Origin of the sequence: Janthinobacterium sp. TND4EL3 (genome assembly GCF_900156175.1) — a bacterium.
In the GTDB taxonomy this organism is placed as follows: domain Bacteria; phylum Pseudomonadota; class Gammaproteobacteria; order Burkholderiales; family Burkholderiaceae_D; genus Janthinobacterium.
The window spans coordinates 1-18,196 of record NZ_FTMV01000026.1 but is presented as its reverse complement, the minus strand read 5'-3'; the positions used below and the strand labels follow the sequence as shown (position 1 = coordinate 18,196).

General features: G+C 67.3%; 20 protein-coding genes. 11 read left to right on the top strand and 9 right to left on the bottom strand.

Features of this window, described 5'->3' with window-relative positions; all coding sequences use genetic code 11:
• Positions 1 to 72 precede the first annotated feature (72 nt).
• Complete coding sequence (locus BXA07_RS26795) at positions 73 to 1,551, bottom strand: phage tail sheath family protein (protein ID WP_076572615.1); 1,479 nt, start codon at positions 1,549 to 1,551, stop codon at positions 73 to 75.
• Positions 1,552 to 1,725: 174 nt separating this feature from the next.
• On the opposite strand from BXA07_RS26795, the gene BXA07_RS26790 reads away from it, so the two are divergent.
• Genes BXA07_RS26790 through BXA07_RS26775 form a run of 4 tightly spaced genes read left to right on the top strand, consistent with a single transcriptional unit; the run spans position 1,726 to position 5,522 of the window.
• A complete protein-coding gene (locus BXA07_RS26790; RefSeq protein WP_076572612.1) occupies positions 1,726 to 3,006 on the top strand; it encodes an arsenic transporter in 1,281 nt (426 codons plus the stop codon).
• 45 nt (positions 3,007 to 3,051) lie between these two features.
• Entirely contained in the window at positions 3,052 to 3,681 is a 630-nt protein-coding gene (locus BXA07_RS26785) for a Rossmann-fold NAD(P)-binding domain-containing protein (RefSeq protein ID WP_076572610.1), read from the top strand.
• Positions 3,682 to 3,728: 47 nt separating this feature from the next.
• Positions 3,729 to 4,208, top strand: a complete 480-nt coding sequence (locus BXA07_RS26780) for a GNAT family N-acetyltransferase (RefSeq protein ID WP_076572608.1) — start codon at positions 3,729 to 3,731, stop codon at positions 4,206 to 4,208.
• Positions 4,209 to 4,232: 24 nt separating this feature from the next.
• On the top strand, positions 4,233 to 5,522 hold the full coding sequence (locus BXA07_RS26775) for a glycosyltransferase (RefSeq protein WP_076572606.1): 1,290 nt from the start codon (positions 4,233 to 4,235) through the stop codon (positions 5,520 to 5,522).
• Here the strand turns inward: BXA07_RS26775 and BXA07_RS26770 are convergent.
• The 4 genes from BXA07_RS26770 to BXA07_RS26755 form a co-directional block, all read right to left on the bottom strand.
• Complete coding sequence (locus BXA07_RS26770) at positions 5,519 to 6,436, bottom strand: DUF2145 domain-containing protein (RefSeq protein ID WP_244556415.1); 918 nt, start codon at positions 6,434 to 6,436, stop codon at positions 5,519 to 5,521. The two genes, BXA07_RS26775 and BXA07_RS26770, sit on opposite strands and share 4 nt — an antisense overlap.
• A gap of 26 nt (positions 6,437 to 6,462) precedes the next feature.
• Positions 6,463 to 6,894, bottom strand: coding sequence for a hypothetical protein (locus BXA07_RS26765; protein ID WP_076572604.1), 432 nt, complete (start codon positions 6,892 to 6,894; stop codon positions 6,463 to 6,465).
• A 92-nt stretch (positions 6,895 to 6,986) separates the two neighbouring features.
• Positions 6,987 to 7,901, bottom strand: a complete 915-nt coding sequence (locus BXA07_RS26760) for an HDOD domain-containing protein (RefSeq protein ID WP_244556414.1) — start codon at positions 7,899 to 7,901, stop codon at positions 6,987 to 6,989.
• A gap of 31 nt (positions 7,902 to 7,932) precedes the next feature.
• Positions 7,933 to 9,039, bottom strand: coding sequence for an acyl-CoA dehydrogenase family protein (locus BXA07_RS26755; protein ID WP_076572602.1), 1,107 nt, complete (start codon positions 9,037 to 9,039; stop codon positions 7,933 to 7,935).
• 117 nt (positions 9,040 to 9,156) lie between these two features.
• On the opposite strand from BXA07_RS26755, the gene BXA07_RS26750 reads away from it, so the two are divergent.
• From BXA07_RS26750 to BXA07_RS26740, 3 genes are all read left to right on the top strand, one after another.
• The gene (locus BXA07_RS26750) at positions 9,157 to 9,453 is read left to right on the top strand and encodes a hypothetical protein (RefSeq protein WP_076572600.1); all 297 of its coding nucleotides are present in this window, start codon (positions 9,157 to 9,159) and stop codon (positions 9,451 to 9,453) included.
• Positions 9,454 to 9,517: 64 nt separating this feature from the next.
• Positions 9,518 to 11,179 (top strand): SulP family inorganic anion transporter, encoded by a 1,662-nt coding sequence (locus BXA07_RS26745; protein WP_076572598.1) that lies wholly within the window; start codon positions 9,518 to 9,520, stop codon positions 11,177 to 11,179.
• Between the two features lie 49 nt (positions 11,180 to 11,228).
• Positions 11,229 to 11,849 carry a ParB-like protein gene (locus BXA07_RS26740; protein ID WP_076572596.1) on the top strand — a complete coding sequence of 207 codons (621 nt, stop codon included), beginning with the start codon at positions 11,229 to 11,231 and terminating at the stop codon, positions 11,847 to 11,849.
• A gap of 6 nt (positions 11,850 to 11,855) precedes the next feature.
• Here BXA07_RS26740 and BXA07_RS26735 read toward each other — a convergent pair whose 3' ends face one another.
• The gene (locus tag BXA07_RS26735) at positions 11,856 to 12,428 is read right to left on the bottom strand and encodes a DUF4337 domain-containing protein (protein ID WP_076572594.1); all 573 of its coding nucleotides are present in this window, start codon (positions 12,426 to 12,428) and stop codon (positions 11,856 to 11,858) included.
• A 148-nt stretch (positions 12,429 to 12,576) separates the two neighbouring features.
• On the opposite strand from BXA07_RS26735, the gene BXA07_RS26730 reads away from it, so the two are divergent.
• Complete coding sequence (locus tag BXA07_RS26730; RefSeq protein ID WP_076572592.1) at positions 12,577 to 13,029, top strand: PaaI family thioesterase; 453 nt, start codon at positions 12,577 to 12,579, stop codon at positions 13,027 to 13,029.
• Between the two features lie 21 nt (positions 13,030 to 13,050).
• Here BXA07_RS26730 and gstA read toward each other — a convergent pair whose 3' ends face one another.
• A complete protein-coding gene (gstA, locus tag BXA07_RS26725; RefSeq protein WP_076572589.1) occupies positions 13,051 to 13,665 on the bottom strand; it encodes a glutathione transferase GstA in 615 nt (204 codons plus the stop codon).
• 108 nt (positions 13,666 to 13,773) lie between these two features.
• A complete protein-coding gene (locus tag BXA07_RS26720) occupies positions 13,774 to 14,670 on the bottom strand; it encodes a LysR family transcriptional regulator (protein ID WP_076572587.1) in 897 nt (298 codons plus the stop codon).
• Between the two features lie 75 nt (positions 14,671 to 14,745).
• Between BXA07_RS26720 and BXA07_RS26715 the strand changes: the two genes are divergently transcribed.
• Positions 14,746 to 16,143, top strand: coding sequence for an MFS transporter (locus BXA07_RS26715; protein WP_076572584.1), 1,398 nt, complete (start codon positions 14,746 to 14,748; stop codon positions 16,141 to 16,143).
• Positions 16,144 to 16,366: 223 nt separating this feature from the next.
• A complete protein-coding gene (locus BXA07_RS26710) occupies positions 16,367 to 17,167 on the top strand; it encodes a TOTE conflict system archaeo-eukaryotic primase domain-containing protein (RefSeq protein WP_076572581.1) in 801 nt (266 codons plus the stop codon).
• A 47-nt stretch (positions 17,168 to 17,214) separates the two neighbouring features.
• On the opposite strand, the gene BXA07_RS30960 is transcribed toward BXA07_RS26710, so the two are convergent.
• Positions 17,215 to 17,382, bottom strand: a complete 168-nt coding sequence (locus BXA07_RS30960) for a hypothetical protein (RefSeq protein ID WP_170909749.1) — start codon at positions 17,380 to 17,382, stop codon at positions 17,215 to 17,217.
• A gap of 206 nt (positions 17,383 to 17,588) precedes the next feature.
• Between BXA07_RS30960 and BXA07_RS29860 the strand changes: the two genes are divergently transcribed.
• The coding region (locus BXA07_RS29860) for an IS1595 family transposase (RefSeq protein ID WP_139335788.1) at positions 17,589 to 18,196 on the top strand (608 nt) is incomplete at its 3' end.

The window sequence follows — 18,196 nt, the reverse complement described above, 5'->3', positions numbered from 1 at the left end:
GCGGCTCGGTTTCGCTGACTGACCGATATCGCCATCGCACTCAAGTAGGCCAGGCAGGCTGCGCCCGGTGCCTCACGACTTCTGCATTTGCTGCTGGAAGGTGAGTTCGATGAACTCGGCCGGGCGGCTGATCGCGACCAGGATGGTGATCCGCAGGATGCCTTCCAGGATATCGTCGGCCGTCATGGTCTCGTTCAGGCCGACGGCCACGCTAAAGGCGTCGTCCGGCGTGGCGCCGGCCAGTCCGCCGCGCTGCCAGATGCCGGTCAGGAAGTTGCGCGCCATGCTCTTGATGGTGACCCAGGTGTTGGCCACGTTAGGCTCGAACACATGCGCCTTGATAGCCAGGCGCAGCGACTCCTCGAGCATGATCATGGTGCGGCGCACGTTGATATAGCGCCAGTCGAGGCTGTTGCCGTCGAGGGTGCGCGCGCCCCACACCAAGGTGCCTTCGCCTTCGAAGCTGCGGATGGCGTTGACCGACTTGCCGCTGCTGCTCACGTTGAGGTCTTCCTGGTCCTCGTGCGTGATGTTGACGGCCGGCGCGCTGACGGCAGCCAGGCTGACATTGGCCGGCGCCTTCCACACGCCGCGCGTGTTGTCGATCCGGGTATACACGCCGGCCATCGCGGCGCCTGGCGGCAGCAGATTGAGTTGCCGCTGCATGTCCCGCAGTAGCTGCTGGTACAGGGGACTCACGTCGCGCAGTGCACGGTCGATGGCGGCGATGCCGCTGGCCTGGCCGTTTTCGGAAGAATCCGCGATGGCCATTTGCTCGAACAGGGCCGACGCTTGCCGCTGCCCGCCGGCGTCCAGCGCCTGCAATAGCACGTCTTGCAGCGCTGCCCGCTGGGTGGTGCGGATGTGGGTGAAATTGAGTTCCTCCAGCGCAACGACCGTGGCCTGTACCCACGGATAGTAGGCGGCGCCAAAGGCCAGCGAGTCGCTGCCGATGCCGTCCCGGAACGCCGTCACGGGTCCATCCGTCAACGGCGCCGCCCCATGGTGGACGTCGAGGATGGCGAAGCGGTTCCGCCTCTGCTGGCCGCAATGCATGAGCATGTGCCGTTGCAGCGCATGGCAGTCGTCCAGCGCCAGCAGCATGGCGTCGGGCACGGCCAGCAGCGTCGTTTCCTGCTCCCGCAGCAGGGCATCGATGCCGGCGCGCAGTGCGCCGCTGTCCGGCGTGTCATGATAATCGCCGATGGAGACGATATGGCAGGCGCCGCCGCCATTCTGGAAGAAGAGCTGCATGCTGTGATACAGCAGGAACCGGCCGGCGGCCTGGCGCAGCGTGCATGACACGCCTGCCGCGCCGGCCGGGCGGTTTTCCTCCAGCATGAATTCGGGCACTGGCGCGCCGCCGAAGCAGGCTTCAAATTCCGCCATCGAGTTGATGCGCCACGGCTGCTGGCGCAGGGAGCGGCCGCCGTGGCTGGCGCTGGCGGTGTAGCCGACAAAGGCCGGCACAGCCGTCGCCACTTCGACGACGGAATTGGGAAACGCGTTTTGTTCCACGATATACACGCCGGGAGTCTTGTGTTGCGCCATGTGCATGCTTTCCTGGTTGGTCTGGGGGGAGCGAGGTTGCATCGGGCCACGCATCTGGCCAGTATAGCCAGTGATGGCACGGGAATGGGCATTTCTCGCCTTACATTTATTTGATAATTCCAGTAGTATTGAAATATTGAATATTATTCGCGTTTTTTCCTGGACGACTGCCCCATGCTCACCGCTTTCCTGATCTTTCTCGCCACCTTAATCCTCGTCATCTGGCAGCCGCGCGGCCTGGGCATCGGCTGGAGCGCCGTCATCGGCGCCGGCGTCGCCTTGCTGGCCGGCGTGATCCACTGGGCCGACATTCCCGTCGTCTGGCATATCGTGTGGAACGCCACCGGCACCTTTGTTGCCGTGATCATCATCAGCCTGCTGCTCGACGCGGCGGGGTTCTTCGAGTGGGCCGCCTTGCACGTGGCGCGCTGGGGCGGCGGCAGCGGGCGCAAGTTGTTTACCTTGCTGGTCCTGCTGGGCGCCGCCGTGTCCGCCGTGTTCGCCAACGACGGCGCCGCGCTGATATTGACGCCCATCGTCATCGCCATGCTGCGGGCCCTGAAGTTCTCCGCCAAAGCCACCCTGGCCTACGTGATGGCGGCCGGTTTCATTGCGGATACGGCCAGCCTGCCGCTGGTGGTGTCGAACCTGGTCAATATCGTTTCGGCCGACTATTTCAAGATCGGCTTTGCCCGCTATGCATCCGTGATGGTGCCCGTCAACGTCGTCGCCGTGGGCGCCACCCTGGCCGCCTTGCTGCTCTTTTTCCGTAAGGATATCCCGCGCGACTATGATCTGGCGCAACTGAAACGACCCGGCAGCGCCATCCGCGACTTGCCCACCTTCCGCGCCGGCTGGCTGGTGCTGGCGCTGCTGCTGGCGGGATTTTTCTCGCAAGAATCCCTAGGCGTGCCCATCAGCCTGATCGCCGCCGTGGGCGCCGCGCTGCTGCTGGGCGTGGCAGGCAAGGGTCACGTGATTTCCACGCGGTACGTGCTGCGCCATGCGCCGTGGCAGATCGTCGTTTTTTCGCTGGGCATGTATCTGGTCGTGTATGGCTTGCGCAATGCGGGCCTGACGGCTTACCTGACGGGCATGCTCAACCATTTCGCCCAGTACGGCGTGTGGGGCGCGGCCATGGGCACGGGCGTGCTGACGGCCTTGCTGTCGTCCGTGATGAACAACCTGCCGACGGTGCTGGTGGGCGCGCTGGCCATCGACCCGACGACGGCGCAGGGCGCCGTGCGCGAAGCGATGATCTACGCCAACGTCATCGGCAGCGACCTGGGCCCCAAGATCACGCCCATCGGCAGCCTGGCTACCTTGCTGTGGCTGCACGTGCTCGACAGCAAGAATATTCACATTTCCTGGAGTTACTATTTCCGCGTCGGCATTGTGCTGACCGTGCCCGTGCTGCTGGCGACCCTGGCGGCGCTGGCGCTGCGCCTGTCCTGAGTTCCGTGTATGGTAGTGGCTGACAGCAACTTGAACGGGAAAACGATGAAACTGCTACTCGTGGGGGCCACCGGCCTCGTGGGCCGCGAAGTGCTGCGCCTGGCGCTGGCCGACGCGCGCGTCAGCCAGGTCGTCGCCCCCGTGCGCAAGCCCTTGCCGGGGCATCCCAAGCTCGATGCGCCGCTCGTCGATTTCGACCGCTTGCCGCCCGACGCGCCGTGGTGGCAGATGGATGCCGTCATCTGCACCCTGGGCACGACCATGAAGCAGGCGGGCACGCGGCAGCTGTTCCGGCGCGTGGACCATGACTATCCGCTGGCCGTGGCGCGCCTGGCGCTGGCGGCCGGCACGCGCGCGTACGTGCTCAATTCCGCGGCCGGCGCGAATGCCGGCTCGCGCATCTTCTATAACCGCGTCAAGGGCGAGCTGGAACGCGACCTGGAGCAACTGGGCTTCATGTCGCTCACCTGCGTGCGGCCTGGGCTGATCGGCGGCGAGCGCGACGAGGCGCGTGCGGGCGAGGGCGCCGCCTTGCGCCTCCTGCGTGTGCTCGGTCCCGTGCTGCCGCGCCGCTGGCGCATCAATCCCGCGCCGCGCATCGCCGCCGCCCTGCTGGAAGCGGCGCTGGCCGCCGCGCCGGGCGTGCACGTCGTCGCTTCGGAACAGCTGGCCTGAACGCGCACCTCGTATAATCGGCATTCATGTTCTTTTGAGTACAGAAAATGCAAACAGTACGTCCTTACCGGGCCGGCGACCGCGACGCCTGCCTGGCGCTCTTTGACGGCAATACGCCGCGCTTTTTCGACCCGTCGGAGCGCGCGGGCTTCGCCGCCTGGCTGGACGAATCAACGCAGCCGTATCTGGTCATTCTGCGCGACGGCCGCATCGTCGCCTGCGGCGGCCATGCCATCGAGGCGGGCGGCACGGTCGCCAGCCTGTGCTGGGGCATGGTGGCGCAGGATCTGCACGGCCAGGGACTGGGCCGCGCGCTGACGCAGGCGCGCCTGGACGCCATCGGCGCCACGCCGGGAGTCGCCAGCGTGCGCATGAACACCAGCCAGCACACGCAGGGCTTTTATGCGGGCTACGGTTTCGTGACGGTCAAGGTGACGCCGGATGGTTTCGGACCGGGCATCGACCAGTGGGATATGGTGCTGCAACTACCGGTGCTGCAACTGCCGGCGCGTGGGGCGCACCGATGAGCGCCGCCAGACACGGAGGGCGGCATGGCGGATGACAGCCACCCGCCGGCGCCGCTCGTTATCGTCGCCAGCAGCGGCACCGGCGGCGACATGCAACCATTTATTGCGCTGGCGCAGGGCTTGCGGCAACGGGGGCGGCGCGTGCTGCTGCTGGTGCCGGCCTGGCAGGAAGCGGCCGCGCAGGCGTCAAGGCTGCCGTATCGCACCTTCGGCACTGCGGCAGAGGGTCAGGCCATGCTGGGCGACCCGGACCTGTGGGATGAGCGCAAGGGCTGGGGCGTCGTGTGGCGCGGCCTCGTGCCTTACCTGGGCGCCGTGTGCGACATCGTGCAAGGCTTGCCGGACGGTGAAGAGTGCGTGGTGCTGTGCCATCCCTTTCTCGTGCCGATGGCCGCCCTGGCACGCTCGGCACGCCCGGACCTGCGCATCGTCGCGGCCTATCTGGCGCCATCGAACCTGTGCAGCAGCCATGATTTCCTGGCGGCCGGCTCGCTGCGTATTCCCGCCTGGGTGCCGCTGGCCTGGCGCCAGGCCCTGTGGCGGCTGATCCACCGCAGCATGGTCGACCCGGCGCTGCTGCCCGGGCTGAATGGCGCGCGCGCGCAGTACGGCCTGCCGCCGGAAGCGCATTTTTTCGCGCACATGCTGGCCGCGCCCGATGCCTCGCTGGGGCTGTTTCCCGCCTGGTTCGCCGTCCCGCAGGCGGACTGGCCGCCGCATTTCGTGCAAGCCGGTTTCTCCGGCGCCGCCCCGCATGGCGCCGCGGCGCTGCCGCCGGAGCTGGAACGCTTTCTGGGCGAGGGCGAGCCGCCCATCGTCTTTACGCCCGGGACCGGGCACCAGCACGCGCAGCGCTATTTCAGCATCGCCCTGGACGTGTTGCGGCGGTTGGGAAGGCGCGGCCTGTTCCTCACGTCCCATGCGGCGCAGGTGCCGCAGCACTTGCCCCCCAGTGTCATGTGGCAGGCGTACGCGCCGTTCGCGGCGCTGCTGCCGCGCGTGGCGGCCGTGGTGCACCATGGCGGCATCGGCACCAGCGCGGACGCCTTCCGCGCGGGCATCCCGCAACTGATCGTGCCGTTCGCCTACGACCAGTTCGACAATGGCTGGAGGATCAAGCGGCTCGGCGTGGGGGATGTCCTGCTGGCCAGGCGTCTGTCGGCCGGGCGCATGCGGCGCCAGCTGGCGCGTTTGCTGGCCGCGCCCGAGGTTCAATTGGCGTGCGGCGAGGTGGCCCGCCGGATGGGGCAGGGGCCGCAGCCGGCGCACTTGCTCGATCAGGTCGAAGCGGCGCTGGCCGTCTGGACTGCTTAGGGCGCGTTGTGCGGCGTATCGTCGAGGGCGATGACCCGGTCGTCCGGGCCGGGCACGCAGCCGTCGGCGACCGGTTCCCAGCCCCGGTGCACCACCACCTGTTTGCCGTCGTGGCAGATTTCCACGCGCTCGCTGGCGGGCAGGCGCTGGCGCGCAAACGCTTCCAGGCTGGCCGGCAGGCTGACTGCCAGCTGCATCGTGCCGATGGCTTCGGGCGGATGGTCGTCCATGTGCACGAGGGGCACAAAGAGGGAACCGAGCATCAGCCAGCGGGCGCCCACGTCGACGGGGGCGGGGTTGTAGGGCGCCGCGCGCAGCCAATCCTGGGCGCGTGCGCGCAAGTCGCTGCCTGCGGACAGTTCGCCCCAGGCGGCGGCCAGCATTTCCACCACCCACTGATTGCAGTTCTGGTATGTCAAATTGAACGCGTACGCGTTGGCGCTGTAGCGGCCCGCCAGCAGCTCTTGCACGCGCACGGGGTCGAGCAGGGCGCGGCGCAGGGGCGGCACGGTTTCGGCCGGCAGTTTCACGAGCGAGATGTAGCCGAGCGCAGGATTGGCCGTGCCCATGGCGAAACCGGCCGTGCCCTGGTCGAAGATGCGCGGACGGCCTTCGTCGCAGGCGTAGTACAGCTGGCGCGCGGACCAGCCGCTGTCGTTGTCGTGGCGCCAGGCCAGTGCCGCATGCGAATAGCGGATGCCGAAGCGGGCCAGGTCCAGGCCGGAGCGGCTGATCAGGGCCACGCTGCCTTCGCTGGCGGCCAGTTCCTCGCGCACGACGGCGGCAAAGCGCAGCAGCCGGTCCTGTTCCGTGGCCGTGAGTTCCTGCGCGCGGTCGCAAAAGCGCGACGAGGCGAGCGACGTGCCTGCCTGGGCGGTGGCAGCGCTGAAGATGGCGCAAACGCCCAGCAGCAGTGCCGGGCGGTGCAGGAGAAAACGGATCAAAGGCTGACGGGACGCGTGGCCAGTTCGCCGTACCAGTCGTCGGCCAGCACGAGGAAGAAGGCGGCGCGCGTGTCATTGCGCGAGAATTCGATGCCGTAGGCGCGGTTTTGCGCATGCACCATGTCGCCCTGCGCCAGCTGCTGCTTGTCGAGCGCCGCTTGCGGCAAGTCCAGCACCAGCGGCGTGGCCGTGGTGTCGGCCTGCATGGTCAAGCGCGTCATGCCGTCGCGGCCCGGCAAGGCGGCCACGTCGATGATGCGGTAGGGGCCATTGGCCACCTTGTTGTCGCGCGAGGAACTGTTGCTCGAACCGTTGAGCGAATCGGAAATGCTGCCGCTCGACTGGGAGCCGGCGCTGGAGGCCGAGGAAACGAAGCTGTCGGCGTTGGCGTTGCACGCCACGGTCAGTGCTGCGGCCAGGCCGAGCATGCGTAAGGAGATAGTCAAGGCAGTTTTCCAGTGCACATCAATGAAAGCGCGCCGGGTCCATCCCGGCCTGCGCCATCATAGCAGATCGGCCATCAGCTGAGGAGCACCTCGATCAGGCCCTTCGCTTCGGCCGACGGCTGCGTGCGCAGCGCCTGCAGCACGGGATCGTGCTCCAGGTAGGCTTGCAGCGGCGCGCTGACGGTGATGCCGGCCTGCGGCAGCGGCGAAGGAACCGGCGCCAGCGCCTTGGCCAGCAGCAGCGTGTCGCGCAAGCCTTCGGGCGGCAGCATGATGGTCGAGCCGGGCAAGGCATTGACGGCGTCGGCCACCTGCTGCGGCACGCCCAGCTGGCGCATCAGTCCCCGGCCGATCACTTCCAGCGCGGACGCCATCTGCGTTTCCAGCTGGGCGTACAGGCCCGGGGTCTTGTCGGCCTGCGCCAGCAAATAAAAGCCGGCCACTTCATGCACGATGCCGGCAAACAGCGCCGTATCGGCATCCGCGTGCGTGACGGCGCCGGCGATTTCATGCGCCAGCGCCGCCACGTGCACGGTGTGCGCCCACAGCTGGGTGGCATGGGCGCGCAAGGCGTCGTCGCGGATGCCCGCGTTCAGCTGGCGGATGACGGCCGCCGTCGCCAGCGCATACAGGTTGCGGTGGCCGAGACGCTCGACGGCGGCGCGCACGCTGGTGATGGCGGGCGCCTGGCCGGGGGCGAACAGGGCCGAATTGGCCAGCGCCACGGCGCGCGCCGACAAGGTCGGTTCGCACAGCAGCAGACGGCTGATGTCGGCCGAGTGGCAATCCGGATTCGCCAGTTCCTTTTGCAAAAGCAGGGCCGTATTGATGCTGGTGGGAAAGGCCAGGGTTTCCGTTTCGGCGCTGGCCAGGAGTTGCGCCAGGCTGCTGAGCGTGTTGACGTGCATGGATGGGGGCAGGGAAGTCGCGATGTCCGATATTATCAGGCAATTGCCGCTTGCATGGCGTTCGCATGCGGAAGCGGCCATGCCCTGCATGGGGGTGTTGCGTTCCAGCGCCTCATGGCAGCAGCAAGGAGTGCTGGCTGGCCGTATGGAAATCGCGCCAGACGCGGTTGATGGCGCTGTCTTCGCGGGCCGCGTACAGGCCGCAATATGGATACAGGCCGTCGACGGCCGCGCGGCAGGCGGCGACCAAATCCAGCGAACTGGTCTGCACGGCCTGCATGGCGGGCTCGTCGAGCGCCGCGCCGCCGGCCACCGTTGTCCAGCTGTCGTCCAGCACGGCGTAGAAGCGGGCGCGGGCGGCAGAGTACGTGTCTTTCTTGCTTTGCAGCATGGATATTACTTCCGGCACCTCCAGCAGCGGCAGGCCGGCACGCGCATGGCGGCGGTGGCGCATGCATTCCTCGGCCAGTTCCATGAAATGCCCGGCCATGCCGGCCACGTTGGCGGCCAGGGTGACATACGCCAGTGAATAGAAGGGATAGCGGTACAGGGGGCCGGCGGCCGTCGCGGCGGACGCATCGATGGTGAAACCGTGTTCCTTGGCCAGCCACTGGCCATCGATGCGGTAACTGTGCGAGGCGCTGGCGCGCATGCCGAGGCTGTTCCACGAGGGCACCAGCTGCACCAGCGCGGCGGGCACGAGGAAGGCGCGGATGCGCGGCTTGCCGTCCGCATCGGGCAGGGGCTGGCCAGCGCGCTGCAGCCGGGCGTTCAGGGTGAAGTGGGTGGCTATCGGCGCGCCGCTGGCGTAGTCCCAGCTGCCCGTGATGCGGTAGCCGTCGCCTTCTTCCTCCGCGTAGCCGGTGGCCGCGCCGCTGCCGCCCAGGCAGACGCGCGGCGTGCCGATGATGGCGCGCGCCAGTTCCGGCGCCAGAAAGCCCGCGAACCAGCCCGCGCCCGCGCACAGGGTCAGCACCCAGCCCATGCTGCCGTCGGCGGCGGCCACGGCTTCTTCCAGGCGCACCACATGCGGCAAGGGCAGTTCCGCGCCGCCAGCGCTGCGCGGCGCCAGCATCGTCAGCCAGCCGCGCCGGTGCAGCAGCGCCTGCTGGGCCGGATGCAGGAAGCGGGCGGTATCGGCCGCCTGGGCGTGGCGCGCGATGCGGCGGGCGTCGCGCCCGGAAAGGGTGGCAAGGGTAGCGAGGGCAGCGTGCGGCATGAGGAAAGTCCGGCAATGGCGAAGGCGGGCATTTTCGCACGGCGCGGCGGGCCGGGGATAGTCTGCGCCTGTTGCGGCGCCAGTCCGGCGCCTGTAAGCTGCAGGAAAGGGGGAAACATGTGCAAAATCGTCCATGCGGGGAACGCGGCGGCATTGCTGCTGTGCCTGGTGGCTTGCGCCAGCGTGCCGCCACCCCCGCCGGTCGTCATGGTGGGCAAGGAAGACCTCATCGTGGCGGGCCGGCGCGTCCACACGGTGCAAGAGATGCTGGCCGTCCTGGCCGAGCAGAACATTGCCAGCGTTGCCCTGCGGACGGAGCCGGACGTGCCCTATGAACGCATCGGCGCGGTGATCTATTCGATCTTTCGCGCTGGCAGACAAGTGACGCAAGCGGGCAGCTCCTCGGCACCATGAGCCCGCATGCCGCCGTTTTGCCGCACCATGGCGCGGACCCGTGCCAGCCACCAGGAGCCTCGCCATGAGCGCATCGGCTGCGCCGCAAACGAACCGTTGGCAAGATGTCAGCGCCGGCCTGTCGATCGCCGGCCTGCTGCTGCCGGAAGCGGTGGCGTATGCCAGCATCGGCAACCTGGCGCCCCAGGCGGGCATCCTGGCCCTGTTCGCGGGCCTGCTGTGCTATGGCGTGCTGGGCACGAGCCGCTTTGCCATCGTTTCGGCCACGTCGTCGTCGGCCGCCGTGCTGGCCGCGGCCATGGCGTCCATGCCGGGCGGCACGGCGGGGCACCGGCTCATGCTGATGGCGGGACTGGTGATGCTGACGGGCGGATTTTTCCTGCTGGCCTGGGTAGCCAGGCTGGGCAGCGTCACGCAATTCATCGCCAAGCCCGTGTTGCGCGGTTTTTCCTTCGGCCTGGCCATCGTCATCATCGTCAAGCAGCTGCCCGGCGTGCTGGGCGTGCAGCCGCCGCAGGGCGACGTGCTGCATATCGTGCCCGGCTTGCTGGCGCAGGCGGGACAGTGGAACGGGCGCGGCGCGGCCCTGTGCGCGGCGGCGCTGCTGTTGCTGTTCCTGCTGCGGCGCGCGCAGCGCTGGCCGGCCGGCCTGATCGTCATCGCGCTGAACATCGGCGCGGGCCGCTGGCTGGACCTGCCCGGCCACGGCGTGGCCCTGGTGGGCGCCATCGACGTCAGCCTGGCCATGCCCGTCCTGCCGCGCCTGACCCAGGCGGAATGGACGCGCCTGGCCGAGCTGGCGTTTGCGCTGGCGCTGATCCTGTATGCCGAATCGTATGGCGCCATCCGCAGTTTTGCCTTGAAACATGGCGACCCCGTGGCGCCCGAGCGCGACTTGCTGGCGCTGGGCATGGCCAATGTGCTGGCGGGATTGCTGCAAGCCATGCCCGTGGGCGCCGGCTATTCGGCCACGTCGGCCAACGAGGCGGCCGGCGCCACCTCGCGCCTGGCGGGCCTGGTGGCCGCCGCCGTGGTGGGCGTCATCGTGCTGACCCTGCTGCCGCTGGTGGCGCTCACGCCCTTGCCCGTGCTGGCCGCCGTGGTCATCCATGCCGTCAGCCATACCCTGAACCCCGCTTCCCTGCAGCCCTACTTTGCCTGGCGCCGCGACCGCCTGCTGGTGCTGGCGGCGATTGCCGGCGTGCTGCTGTTCGGCGTGCTCGACGGCTTGCTGGTGGCCATCGCCATCAGCCTGCTGCTGATGCTGCGCCGCCTGTCGCGGCCCGGCATGTCCGTGCTGGGACGGCTGGGCGAGAGCCACGACTACGTCAAGCTGGCGCTGCACCGCAATGCGCGGGCGCAGCCGGAGCTGCTGATATTGCGCCTCGACGAACCCTTGTTCTTTGTCAATGCCGAGCGCAGCCTGCACCTGGCGCGCGCCATGCTGGAGGAGCGGGCCGGTCCGCTGCGCAAGGTGATCCTCAGCCTGGAAGAGTCGCCCGACCTCGACGGCAGCAGCGTCGAAGCCTTGCGCGACTTCGCCGCGTTCGTGCGCCAGCAGGGGCTGTCCCTGGCCCTGGCGCGGCTGAAGGAGCCGGCGTACACCGTGCTGCAGCTGGCGCTGGGCGACATGCTGGCCGTCCAGGGCGGGCCGGCGCTGCTGCTCAGCGAACTCAGCGTGGCCGAGGCCGTGCGCCTGCTGGACGCTGTCGCGCCTGAAAAGTAGCAGCGACTATGCTACGCTGGCGGCCAGGCGATGCATATCGGGAGACGGCATGACAAGGGCGAAACCGCAACTGGTCAAGGCAAGGCTGAACAAGCTGCTGCCCACGCAGATCACGGTCGGCATGGCCGAGGTGGCGCTCAAGCGCGCGCACTGGGCCAGCCTGGGCAGGAAGGCGCGGGCGGCGGCGCTGGCCGATCACTGGTTTCCCGGCATCATCGGCCCGGAAGGACGCCACTACATCGTCGACCACCATCATTTCGGCCTGGCGCTGCACCAGGAGGGCGTGAAAACCGTCAGCCTGATGATACTCAAGGATCTGTCCTGGCTGGAGCCCTTGCACTTCTGGCATGTGATGGACCACCACCAGTGGGTGCATCCCTACGACAGCGAAGGCTTGCGCCGCGATTTTTCCGCCATCCCCCGCCACCTGAGCGGCTTGCACGACGATCCCTACCGCAGCCTGGCCGGCGAATTGCGCAGCGCGGGCGGCTATGCCAAGGATGTGACGCCGTTCAGCGAGTTTCTATGGGCCGATTTCCTGCGCAGCCGCATTGCACCGGCCAGCCTGCAAAAGAATTTCCCCAAGGCACTGGCGCAAGCGCTGAAGCTGGCGCGCAGCCAGCAGGCCCGCTATCTGCCCGGCTGGAGCGGCGTGCTGCCGCCCGCCTGACGGCGTCTACAGCAGGAAGGCGCTGCCGGCGGCGAGGATGCCGGCCGCCGCTGCGCCGACGGAACCCCACAGCAGCCAGCGGCGCCGCGTCAGCACCGTGATGGCGGCCAGCGCCACGGCGATCTGGATGAAGGTCAGGGCCATGGCCAGGCGTTCGTGCGGGCGCAGCTTGGCTTCCGACGCCTCGCCCAGTTTCTTCGATTGCTCTTCCAGCTGGCGCGCCAAGGCTTGCACGGCCACCTTTTCCTTTTCCTGCCTGGCCTGCTCCGCCAGGTAGCGGGTGCGCACCTCGGGCACCGTGGCCAGCGCGGCCGTCGCCTCGGCGATATGGCCCTTGGTCGATTTCGCCTGGTACAAGGCCCACTGGTCGCTCGCCTGCGCCTGCTTGAGGATGCTTTCGTTCTTCAGGAACATGGCTTCGTTCTGCGCATTGCCGCTCTGGTAGCTGATCAGGGCGCCGATGGTGGCGAGGATGGCCGTCATCAGGGCGATTTTTTGCGTCAGCCCGTCGCGTTCCTTCTCCGTCGCCTCTTCCACGGCATGTTCATGGGGGCTGGGGACGTCGTATTCTTCTTCCATGGCGGATCTTTCGCGGGGGCGGGGAGGGAAATGGCGTTGGCATGCGATACTACCGCATTTGCCAGGCAAGCTGGCAAGCGCCGCAAAATAGCGCGGACAGGCATAAGCGGGTACAGTACGGCGTTCCCTCCCTGAAAGCGTACAGCCCATGAGCACATCCCGTCTTCCCGATCTGCACTTCGCCGACCGCGTGCGCGCCAGTTTTGACTTGCAGAACGCCATGACCCTGATTCAGGCCAGCCTGCCCGTGGTGGCGCACGGCAGCACGGAAATCCACGTGCCGCACTGGAGCGGCATCGAGCAGCAGCATGGTTTCGTGCATGGCGGCGTGGTGGGCATGATCGCGGACTCGGCCGCAGGCTATGCGGCCATGACGATGGTGCCGGACGGCGCGTCCGTGCTGACGGTGGAATACAAGATGAACCTGCTGGCGCCCGCCGATGGCGAAAAACTGATCGCGCGCGGCAAGGTGGTGCGTCCGGGACGCACCCTGATCGTCACGCAGGCCGAAGTATTCGCCGTGCGCGATGGCAAGGAAACCCTGTGCGCGCTGATGCAGCAAACTATCATGGTAATGCACGGCAAATCCGAAAAGCCTTGAGCCGGGCGCCATGCGCGGGATTCAGGCGGCCTTCGCCAGGCCTTCCGCTGCCCAAGCCGCCTTGACGCTGTCGCGCTGGGCCATTCTGCCCAGGAAGGCCTGCACGTTCGCCAGCTGCGACAAATCCACGCCCACGTTCGGCGCCCAGCCGGTGACGACGAAGAGATAGGCGTCGGCCACGGTGAAGGTGTTGCCCGTCAGATAGGCCCGGCCTTCCAGGCGGCTGTCAATATATTTGTACTTCTTGCCTAGTTGCTCGACGAACAAGGTCTTGGTGGCCGCGTCAAAGCGGGGATCGAACAGGGGGCTGAATGATTTGTGCAGTTCGGACGTGATGTAGTTCTGCCATTCCAGCACCTGGTAGCGGGCCGGGCTGCCTACGGGCGGCAATAAATCCTGCCTGCCGGCCCGTTCGGCGATGTACTGGGCGATGACGGGGCCTTCGCTCACGGTCGTGCCATCGTCGAGCGCCAGCAGCGGGACCTGGCCTTTCGGGTTGAGGTCGTAGTAATTACCGCCTTCCTGCGTCTTGTGCTGGCCCAGGTCGACCTTGACGAGAGTGCAGGCCATCCCCGTTTCGCGCAGGATGATGTGCGGCGCCAGCGAGCAGGCGCCCGGAGAGTAGAAGAGTTTCATGGCGATCCTTGAACAGGTGGGAAAGCAGCCACTATAGTCCTGCGCCGCCGCACGGTAAATGTGCGTTCCTTCAATTCACAGTTGCCCCCGGTGAATGATTGTGCTGCCTCAAACTCCCCGATAGCGCAAGGCGTCGAGCAGCACGGTGAAAGCCGGCGAGGGGTGGCGCCGGCTCGGGTAGTACAGCTGGTAGCCCGCGTAGCTGGGGCACCAGTCGTCGAGCACCCGGACCAGGCGGCCATCGGCGACGTAAGGCTGTACCACATCTTCCGCCATGCAGGCCAGCCCCAGGCCATCGAGCGCCGAATGCAGCCGCATGGCCATGTTGTTGACAATCATCTGTCCTTCCACGCGCACTTTCAGCTCCTGCCCGTCCTTGGCAAATTCCCAGGCATACAGGCCGCCCAGGGTGGGCAGGCGCATGTTGATGCAGTTGTGCGCCATCAAGTCCTGCGGCGTGGCCGGCGGCGGGTGGCGGCTGAAATACGCGGGCGAGGCAACGATGGCCATGCGGAAATCCGGGCCGATGGGCATGGCGATCATGTCCCTGGCCACTTGCTCGCCCAGGCGCACGCCCGCGTCGCAGCGGGCGGCAACGATGTCGGTCATGCCATTATCGACGACGACTTCGATGTGGATGTCGGGATAATCGGGCAGCAAACGGGCGATGGCCGGCTGCAGGACGGTCAGCGCCGCATGCTCGCCCGCGCTGATGCGGATGTTGCCGGCCGGTTTGTCGCGCCGCTCGCTGAGCAGGGCCAGTTCCGCCTCGATCTCGTCGAAGCGGGGCGCCACCGTGCGCAGCAGCTGTTCGCCCGCTTCGGTCGGCGAGACGCTGCGCGTGGTGCGCACCAGCAGGCGCAGTCCGAGCCGTTCTTCCAGCGCGCGCACGGTCTGGCTCAGCGCCGACTGCGACACGCCCAGCCTGGCCGCCGCCCGGGTAAAACTGCCGGCGCGGGCCACGGCCACGAAGGCGAGGATGTCGTTGAAGTTGGTTTGCGCCATTCATTAGTCTTGCTAATAGGTTCATGCCGACTTTAGCATCTATTCATGGTAATGGGGAAGGCATACAGTGGCGGCATGAAAAATCTTCCCGCTCGCGCTGTCCCGCCGTCCCCGCCGCACAAGGCGGCCATCCTCGCCATCATTCTCGTCAGCTATGTGATGATCGTGCTCGACACGTCCATCGTGCTGACGGGCTTGCCGAAAATCCATCAGGAACTGGGCTTTACGGACACGGGCCTGGCCTGGGTGCAAAGCGCCTACACCTTGACGTTTGGCGGCTTGCTGCTGCTGGCCGCGCGCGCCAGCGATATTGTCGGCCGGCGCAGGATGCTGCAGGCGGGCCTGCTGCTGTTTACCGTCGCGTCGCTGGCCATCGGCCTGGCGCGCTCGCCCGCCATGCTGATCGCCGCGCGCGCCATCCAGGGCGTGGGCGCGGCCATCCTGGCGCCGTCGACCTTGGCCTTGCTGCAAACCACGTTCGCCGAAGGGCGCGAGCGCACGCGGGCCATCGCCCTATACAGCGCCGTGGCCGGCATCGCCGCCAGCGTGGGCCTGGTGCTGGGCGGCGCGCTAGCCGAATGGCTGTCGTGGAGAGTCGGTTTCTTCCTCAACCTGCCCATCGGCGCGGCCATGCTGGTGGCCGCGCGCCGTTACATCGCGGAAAGTGACCGCAGCCGGGGCTCGTTCGACGTGGCCGGCGCCGCCAGCTCCACCATCGGCATGTCGGCCCTCGTGTATGGCTTGATACGCTCGGCCGGCGCCAGCTGGGGCGACTTCCTGACGCAAGGCGCCTTGGCGGCAGGCATGTTGCTGCTGGCCGCTTTCATTGCCATCGAACAGCGCGCCGCGCAACCGATCTTGCCGCTGCGCCTGTTTGCCGATAGGCAACGCAATGCCGCGTACGGGGCCAGGGTGCTGTTCCTGGGCGCCATGGTCGGCTTTTTCTTTTTCACCACGCAATTTTTGCAAGTGGTGCTCGGCTATCCGCCATCGTTGACGGGCCTGGCCTTCCTGCCCATGACCTTGGTCAACTTTGCCGTGGCCCTGTGCGTGCCGCGCTTGACGCGGCGCTTCGGCAATGCGCGCCTGCTGGCCATGGGCCTGGGCTTGACCCTGCTGGGCATGGCATGGCTGAGCCGTGTCGGCGCGGACACGGCCTACTGGCTGGGCGTGGCCCTGCCGATGGTGCTGATCGGCGCGGGGCAGGGCATGGCGCTCAGTCCATTGACGGCGGCTGGCGTGGCCGGCGTGCCGGCGCGGGATGCGGGCGCGGCATCTGGCATCGTCAACGTGGCGCACCAGCTGGGCAGTTCGCTGGGGCTGGCGACGCTGGTGGCGATCTCGGCTGTTGGCGCCGGCCGGCTGGCGGGCGTGCCGCTGCTGGCGCACCGCGTCAACGTGGCCCTGGGCAGCGCGGCCGTCATGCTGGCGCTGGCCTTGCTGCTGGTGCTGTCAAGCCGCAGGCGCGGCTGACCACACGCGCAGCCATCGGCCGAACGCGTCGGCTGGTGTCGTCAAGCTTGCGCTGGCACAAGGCTTTGGCGCCGTGATGCTGTACGGCGGCGTGGCCGCCTGCCTGTTCGCCGTGGCCAGCGGGCTCGTGTTTGGCGCCGGGAGGACGAGCGCGCCAAGGGGCGGGGAGGCTATAATCGGGTCACGTTGACAAGTGTTGCTCAACGTTATTACGAGGCCGCCCATGCATAAACTGATTTCCGAACTCACCCGCCTGTATCTGTTCGAGGAACAGCAGCACTACGTCGATGCACAGGGCGGCGTCCAGCCGTTGACGCCGGCCGTGCTGGCGCGCCATTTGGCGGGCGAGCAGACGGTGGCAGCGCAGCTTGTGAGCGAACGCGGCCAGGCGCGTGCGCTGGTGCTGGAATTTGGCGGCAAGGGCGGCGGCGAGGCGCACTGGAGCGCGCTGTGCACGATCGCCAATGCCGTGCAGCATGAGCTGGACTTGCCGGCGCCCGCCGTCAGCATCTCGGGCACGGCGTTCCAGCTGTGGCTGTCGCTGGCCACGCCCGTGCCGGTCGCCCAGGCGCGCCAGTTCGCGCAGCTGCTGCGCTCGACCTTCTTGCCCGCCTCGACCGACATCCTCGCCGTCGCGCCGCCAGACTACGTGGAACAGGCGGCGCTGCCGCCATGTCTGCAGCCATCGGGCAAGTGGGCCGCCTTCATCCACCCCAGCATGGGTGCCGCCTTCGTCGACGAGCCGGGCCTGGACATGCCGCCGCCACCGGCCGCCCAGCTGGGCTTCCTGGAAAGCTTGCGCAGCATCAATCCAGCCCAGTTCGCGCAGGCGCTGGCGAAATTGCAGGGACATGCGGGGCTGGTCGATGCCGTGCCTGCGCCCGTTCCCGTGGCAGCTGCGTTGCCGTCGGTAACGTCTACCACCGCGTCAGGCTTGCTGCTGCAGGATGCCACGCTGGAAGACATCGTGCGCTGGCTGCACGCGCGCCATATCGAACCGACGTTCCGGCACCGGCTGCCGTAGCGGGGGCATCGTCGAGCAGGCTGGCCCGCCAGCTTTTTTACATATCGTCAGTTGGGTGCCGAATGTGCGTATCTATCGATTTCCACTGCACCGTCATTCTTGATCGGATAGTCCTCCAGACTCGCCTTGAGCAGTTCTCGCCGCAGCTCGCCGTTTTTCGCTTGCTCGGCACAGCGAACCTTCAAGCCTTCGGCCTGGGAAGCGGCCGATGGCATGAGGCCACCTTCGTCGTGGTAGAACTCCACATCCGGGGCCAAGTACTATGTAAATGCGGCGATATGGCAGGAATTGAAGGCACTGAACAATGCTTCTTCCATCTGTTCAATTGTTTTGGCTCTGTCCCCGCTAAGTAGGGGAACGCCAGGAATTTTCCTCAGCCCCGGCTGTCTGACTGTACATATCGGACAAACGGGAGCCTTTCATGCAGCCAGTCGAATGGAAAACCTTCATCGCCCAGTTCGCCGCACTGAGCCGTCGCCAGCGTCTGGCCAGCGCTGCTCTGCTGCGCGGGGCAGGATCGCAGAACGCCGCCGTGGCACTGGTCGAAAGCGTGGCCCGGCAGCGGCTACACTGTCCCGCCTGCAACAGCAGCCATGCTCACCGGCACGGCCATGCGCACGGACTGCAGCGCTACCGCTGTGTGCCGTGCGGGCGCACCTTCAATGCGCTCACCGGCACGCCGCTGGCGCGCCTGCGCCACAAGACCTTGTGGCTAGCCTACGCCGATTGCCTGCTGGCATCGGTTTCCGTGCGCCAGGCAGCGCGGCAACTGAACGTGCACCGCAACACCACCTTCCGCTGGCGCCACCGGTTTTTGACGCTCGCCAGGACGGACCGCCCGCTGTGCCTGCACGGTATCGCCGAAGCGGACGAACTGTATGTGCTGGAATCGGAAAAGGGATCCAGGCATCTGACGCGTCCGGCACGCCGCCGTGGCGGCCATGCCCGCCAGCGCGGCATTTCCAGTGAACAGGTCTGCATCGTGGTGGCGCGCGACCGCACGGGACAAACCCTCGATTTCGTCACGGG